This window comes from Amycolatopsis sp. WAC 01375, from assembly GCF_003947325.1.
Classification (GTDB): Bacteria; Actinomycetota; Actinomycetes; order Mycobacteriales; family Pseudonocardiaceae; genus Amycolatopsis.
Genome location: NZ_QHHW01000048.1, coordinates 113,367 through 119,366, shown reverse-complemented (window position 1 = coordinate 119,366; position 6,000 = coordinate 113,367). Strand labels below are relative to the sequence as shown.

Below are 6,000 nucleotides of genomic sequence, written 5' to 3'. Positions count from 1 at the left end.
GGGGGGCGGGCTGCCGTTGTACCAGATGCGCCCGCCGATGCACTGTGCCGCCTTCACCGGGCTGGCCATGAAGGCCGATGACGAGGTTCTGTCCCGATTGGACTTCGCGGACCCGGCAGTCGCGGTGGTCGCGGACCAGGACGGCACCGTGCTCACCACCGGGGCGCAGGTGCGCGCGATGCTGCTGGACGGGTTCACCAGGCCGGTCCAATGGCCCGCCGTCGTCGGCGCGCTGACCGGGGTCGGTGTGTCCACTGTGTACGTGTGCGGTCAGGACGCCTTGTTCGGCCGAGTGGGCGTGACCACGGAAAGCTTCACCGTCGTGTCGGCCGACCCGACCAAGGCCATGCAGCCCAAGCGCAGGCGCGCGGCGGTGTGAGGCCGCGCGCCGGACAAGCCATGGCGGCCGAACCGCCACGGCTCGCCGCTCGGCTCACGCCGCGACGCCCGCCATCCGCTGCAGCGTCGACCACAGGCTGCCCGCGGTCTCGAAGGTCGCCAGCGTCAGCGCGTCGTCGACGAAACGCGTCTCGTAGGCCTGCTCAAGGCGGGCCAGCAGCTCGACCATGGCCAGCGAGTCCAGCCCGAGATCGCGCAGGGCGGTCTCCGGGGTGAGCGCCTCTCCGTCGGACAGGAAGGGAAGGTAGCCGCGCAAGATCTCCTCGAACCGCTTGTCCCACATCATATTTGTCGCCTTTCGCCCGGTGGACATGCCAGATCGGCTTCGACGCTATGGCAGCGGGCAACCCGCGCGAACCCCTATCGCCCCCATCGCTTCCCTCGTCAGGAGAAGACCATGACAGACGGCGCCCTGCACGCTCGGTTCCTGCGTGGCCTGTCGAAAGCCCCCGACCGGCCCGCCATCCGCGTCGGCGCGACGACCGTGACCTTCCGCGAGGCGCACGAGCTGGCGCTACTGTGGGCGGGCTCGCTGCTCGCCGCGAACCGCCCGCCGCTGCGGGTAGGAGTGCTCGCCGGCAAGAGCATCGAGTCCTATGTGGGCATTCTCGCCGCGCTGTACGCGGGCGCGACGGCCGTGCCGCTGCACCCGGCGTTCCCCGCTGCCCGGACCCGTAGGATGCTCGAACTCGCCGAGATCGACGCGCTGATCGTCGACGACGCGGGCCGGGCCGGGCTGCCCGCTCTCGGAGTCGAGATCCCCGTGCTCGGCACCCATGCCCTGCCGGTGAGGGAGAACCGGGCGCTGCGGGAGCCGCGCGTGTCCGAGTCCGTGGCGTACCTGCTGTTCACCTCGGGCTCTACCGGCACCCCCAAGGGCGTCCCGATCTCACACGCGAGCACGGCGCACTACTTCGACCTGCTGGACGCCCGCTACGACTTCACCGCGGACGACGTCTTCAGTCAGACGTTCGACCTCAACTTCGACTGCGCGATGTTCGACATGTTCTGTGCGTGGGGCGTGGGCGCTTGCGTCGTAGTCGTGCCGCCGGCGGCCTACCGAGAGATGCCATCGTTCCTGCGTGACCAGGGCGTGACGGTGTGGTTCTCCACCCCGAGCGCGATCGCCCTGATCCGCCGCATGGGCGGCCTGGAGCCGGGTGCGATGCCGTCGCTGCGCTGGAGCTTCTTCGCCGGCGAGGCCCTGCGCTGCCAGGACGCCGCCGACTGGCAGGTCGCCGCGCCCGCGTCGACCCTGGAGAACCTCTACGGCCCGACCGAGTTGACCGTCACCATAGCCGCCCACCGCTGGGACTCCTCGGCGTCGCCCTCGTTGGGAGTCAACGGATTGACCCCTATCGGCACCGTCCACCCCGGCCACGAGTACATCCTGCTGAACGAGTCGGGCGACCTCGCCGCCTTGGAGGGCGAACTCTGCATCACCGGTCCTCAACTCACCGCGGGCTACCTCGACCCCGACGATGACGGGGGCCGCTTCCTGGACCGTGACGGCAAACGCTGGTACCGCACGGGCGACCGCGTCCATCGACAGCCGGACGGCACCCTGGTGTACGTGGGCAGGCTCGACGCTCAGGTCCAGATCCAGGGCTGGCGGGTGGAACTGGCCGAAGTCGAACATGCCTTACGTACGTGCGACGGAGTCGAGGACGCGGTGACGGTGGCCAGGGTTGTCCATGACACGACGGAACTGGTCGTCTTCTACACCGGCGTTCAGGTGCCCCCGGCCCGGCTGGCGGGCGGGCTGCGGGAGATTCTCCCCGCGGGCATGCTGCCCCGCCGGTACGAGCACGTGGCGGAGTTTCCCCTCAACCCCAACCGCAAGATCGACCGCCGGGCGCTGACCACCCGGGCACAGGCCATGCCGTGATCCACGGGCACAGCACCGGTTTTCGCGGCTCCTTCATTCGCTCATGCCGCTGATCGCGCGTTGGTGGAATGCCCTGCGTCCTCCAACTCGGTAGAACCCGGCAGCCAGAGCACGTTCTCAATTGAGCCCCATGCGTGCCAAGGGGATCGCTCGGCGACGACCTCACCGCGATGTGGACCGGGCGGACCAGCCCCGCCTGCGCGGGGGCGGAACCCGGTCAGCATGACGAACGCGATTCGCCAGATTGAGCGGGCGATGACGGGATGGCCCGCCTCGGCGAGCGTGGTGCCGAGGTCGGCCAGGTCGACGGCCTCGGCCCGGCGGTCACAGCTGGCGCGGTGGAGAGGCATGCCCCAGGTGATCGATCAGAACGTGCACCTTCTCATCAGGCCCCCGCGGTGGGCCGTTGGAGTGAACTCACCGGCGCCGTGACATCTCGCGGTCCTGCCACCCGAACCAGGTCGACCAACCTCGACAGGGAAGGAGCAGGACATGCGTCTGCTTGCACGACTTCTGCCGATCGTGGCCGCCATCGGCCTGATACCGGTGGCACCCGCACAAGCCGCAGTGCCGCCGTTCATCAACGACCTCACTCGCGCCTATCTCAGCAATCCGCAGTCCGGCCTGGTGTTCGACGTCCCCGACGCGAGCACCGAGAGGACGGCGCCCATCCGCGCGTGGTCGTTCCACGGCGGGCGTAACCAGCAATGGGAGATCAAGCGGCTCGGCGAGTACCACACGATCGGCGCGCGGCATAGCGGCATGTGCCTCGACGTTATCAACGGCAACCCGGCCGACGGCACCCGCGTGTGGCAGTGGCACTGCTACGGCGGCGACGCGCAGCTGTGGAAGGCCGAGGTGCACACCGTCGACCGGTACGGCTACAGCACCTTCCGGCTGGTCAACAAGGGCAGCGGCAAGTGTCTGGAGATCCCCGGGGGAGTGCAGCCGCACGGGGCCGGGCTCGGCATCCGAGAGTGCCACGGCGGCGCGAACCAGGAATGGCGGCAGGGCAACTTCCTGAGTCAGCCGGTCGGTTCGCAAGTGATAGACGCGCGGGGCTGGGCCATACATGTCGGGGCACCGACGTGGATGTGGGCCTTCCACGGCGGCGCCGACCAGGAGATGAACGCGTGGCCCGTGGCCAACTCGTGGGCCACGAGGTTCCGGTTCCGGCATTCCGGGCTCTGCCTCGGGTTGGCGCAGCGTGGGGCGGCCAACGGGACCGCTGTGGTGCAGGTGCGTTGTGACTTGGCTGACCAGTTCCAGCAGTGGATGCCGGAGCCGATGGCGGCCGACCGGTTCGGGCAGCCGGTGCATCGGTACCGCAACGTCGGGTCGGGCAAGTGCCTCGACCGATGGATCCACGACCAGCCGCCCGGCGCGAGATTGGTGCAGTGGGAGTGTCACCGCGACTGGAACCAGCAGTGGCGATTCGCCTGATCGGGTCCTCATCGTGCGGGCGGCGAAACGGCGCCCGCCCGCACCGGCGACGCATTCTTACGAGCAGGGGGAGGACGAGTGACTACCCAGCGAGACGACCGGGAAACACAGGACCGGGAGCTGGTACGCCGCGCGAAGGCGGGCGACTCCGGAGCGTTCGAAGAGATCTGGCAGCTCTACTGGACGCCGGTGTACGTCGCCGCGCTGAGCGTCCTGCACCATGACCGTGACGCCGCAGGCGACGCTGCCGCCGAGGTCTTCGCCAGTGTGGTGGCCGGCGGGTTGCGCAAGTTCGACGAAAGCCGGCCGCTGCTGCCGTTTCTGCGCACCATCGCGACCAGGCGGGCCATCGAAGCCGTGCGGCGCAGGAGCAAGAACGTCAGCGTCAGTTACACCGCGGAGGTGCCGGACATCGCGACCACCGACCTGGTGTCCGACGGCGTCGTGTCGCAGGAGCACGGGCTGGCGTTGTTCTGGGCATTGGCGAATCTGCTCACCGTCGATGACGAACGCAGGCTTTTTCCTTTGTGGGTGCTGGAAACCACCGGTCGGATGACGCGCGAGGAGGTGGCCGCCGAGCTTGGCTGGACCGTCGGGGCCACCGCGACGCGCGTGCATCGCCTGCGCAAGAGCCTCAAATACGCCGGGACGGCGATCTCGTTGGTCCATCACGGAGATCGCACGTGTGGCGGCTTCCGAGCACTCGTGCCCGACGCAGAGCAGCCTCCGTCGGATTGGCGGAAACTGGTGACGCACGTGCGTTCCTGCGCCGAGTGCGGGCCGAAGGGCGAACGGTTGTTCCGCGCCGACCGGATGCTGCCCACGATCGCGGCGGCGGTCATCGCGGCGGCCGAGGCCGCCCGCCCTGATCCGGAGGCCCGGTCCGCGGCCGCCCTCACCCCGCTCGCGCCCGCGGAAGCGATCGATCTGCCCGCGTTCGACGACCCGGCGCCCATCATCGTGGAACCGCCTGTCGTATTTACGGAAACCGTCTCGCCGCCGGCACCCGTCGATTTGGGATCGGCGATCGGCAAGAAGCTCGCGGTCGCCGGGACCATCGGCACCGCCGTGATCACCGGGTTGCTGCTGCTCACTCCGGGTGTCGTGCTGCGCCCGGTCACACCGCCGGGCGCTCTGCAGACACTGCCGCCGGCTCCACCCGGCCCATCGGATTCGCAGGCGGCGAGCGCACTGTGGCTCCCGCCACCGAGCACGTCCACGACGGGAGTCCCCAGGGTCACTTCGCCGGGCGCTCCGATCGGCGGAGTGACCGGGGGACCCACCGGTGGTCGCCCGACCGCGGCCACACCCGGTCCCGGCGTGCCCGGACCCCAGGCCGGATCGACATGGGCACATTGGCAGGTCCGCTGGGCGAGCGAGCCCGGCACGCGCCAGCTTGGACCGTCACCACAGCACCCCGGGAACGAGGAGTCCAACTGGACCGCCGGTGACTGGACCCCAGGCCGCAAGGCCACTGTGACCCGCACCGGCGCCGGCCGCTACACCGTCGTGCTGCCGGAGGTCGGCCGTCCAGGAGGCTTCGTGCACATTACCGCGAACGACCTGGGCGCGACCGGCTCGACCTGCCAGCCGGTGCGGTGGTGGCAGCAGGGCGCGGACGAGGCGGTCGAGGTCGGCTGCTTCGCCCGATCCGGCGCACCCGCCGACAGCCCGTTCACCGGCCTGTTCACCGTGGGCACACATCGTGTTCCGGTGATCAAGACCGGCGTCGGCACCTATCAGGTCGCGCAGGCGGCGGTGCATCAGCTGACCCCGGTCGGTTCCGCACTCCGGCACTGTTCCGGAGCGGGGCAGGTGGTGCGGTGTACCGATTCGGCGGGCATACCGGCGGACACCGAAGTGGTGGCCACCGGGGCGAGCACCACCACGCTCGTTCCAGGACATCCACATGGTGCCGACTTGCGGTTCACCACGGCTGTCGAACACCAGTGGCTGTCCCGGCCAGGCAACGCCACCGTTGAGCGCACCGGCACCGGTCGCTACACGGTGCGTGTCCCCGTGGGCTGGCTGCCGAGCTACACCCACGTGTCCGCGATCGGTCCCGGATACTGCACTCTGGTGTCCCGCAACGACATCGGTGAGAACAACACAGTACTCGCCGTCGCCTGCTTCACTCCGGCGGGCGCTGCGGCCGACGGCGGCTTCCACCTGAGCTACACGACGACGTCGGTGTACGTGAAGTAGGTTGTCCGGCTTCCCTGCGAGACACCGGATCCGTACGGGCGGGTGAGAACCTCCAGCACATGACC

Annotated in this window: 5 protein-coding genes and 1 pseudogene; 4 read left to right on the top strand and 2 right to left on the bottom strand. The window is 69.4% G+C overall.

Annotation, left to right across the window (positions count from 1 at the left end; genetic code table 11):
• Positions 1-379: pseudogene (locus DL991_RS42750) on the top strand (ACP S-malonyltransferase); the annotation flags it as partial.
• A 54-nt stretch (positions 380-433) separates the two neighbouring features.
• Here DL991_RS42750 and DL991_RS32720 read toward each other — a convergent pair.
• On the bottom strand, positions 434-685 hold the full coding sequence (locus DL991_RS32720) for an acyl carrier protein (RefSeq protein ID WP_233599138.1): 252 nt from the start codon (positions 683-685) through the stop codon (positions 434-436).
• Positions 686-796: 111 nt separating this feature from the next.
• Here DL991_RS32720 and DL991_RS32715 point away from each other — a divergent pair, with 111 nt between their 5' ends.
• Positions 797-2,287, top strand: a complete 1,491-nt coding sequence (locus DL991_RS32715) for an AMP-binding protein (RefSeq protein WP_125788212.1) — start codon at positions 797-799, stop codon at positions 2,285-2,287.
• Between the two features lie 41 nt (positions 2,288-2,328).
• On the opposite strand, the gene DL991_RS32710 is transcribed toward DL991_RS32715, so the two are convergent.
• On the bottom strand, positions 2,329-2,637 hold the full coding sequence (locus DL991_RS32710; RefSeq protein ID WP_125788211.1) for a hypothetical protein: 309 nt from the start codon (positions 2,635-2,637) through the stop codon (positions 2,329-2,331).
• Positions 2,638-2,779: 142 nt separating this feature from the next.
• On the opposite strand from DL991_RS32710, the gene DL991_RS32705 reads away from it, so the two are divergent.
• Together DL991_RS32705 and DL991_RS32700 are read left to right on the top strand one after the other, a co-directional pair.
• On the top strand, positions 2,780-3,730 hold the full coding sequence (locus DL991_RS32705) for an RICIN domain-containing protein (RefSeq protein ID WP_125788210.1): 951 nt from the start codon (positions 2,780-2,782) through the stop codon (positions 3,728-3,730).
• Positions 3,731-3,808: 78 nt separating this feature from the next.
• Positions 3,809-5,935 (top strand): RNA polymerase sigma factor, encoded by a 2,127-nt coding sequence (locus DL991_RS32700; protein WP_125788209.1) that lies wholly within the window; start codon positions 3,809-3,811, stop codon positions 5,933-5,935.
• The last annotated feature ends 65 nt before the right edge of the window (positions 5,936-6,000 follow it).

Excerpts from the sequence above, each read along its gene's own strand:
- DL991_RS32720 (WP_233599138.1), bottom strand. The coding sequence starts at position 685 with ATGATGTGGGACAAGCGGTTCGAGGAGATCTTGCGCGGCTACCTTCCC.
- DL991_RS32715 (WP_125788212.1), top strand. The coding sequence starts at position 797 with ATGACAGACGGCGCCCTGCACGCTCGGTTCCTGCGTGGCCTGTCGAAA.
- DL991_RS32710 (WP_125788211.1), bottom strand. The coding sequence starts at position 2,637 with ATGCCTCTCCACCGCGCCAGCTGTGACCGCCGGGCCGAGGCCGTCGAC.
- DL991_RS32705 (WP_125788210.1), top strand. The coding sequence starts at position 2,780 with ATGCGTCTGCTTGCACGACTTCTGCCGATCGTGGCCGCCATCGGCCTG.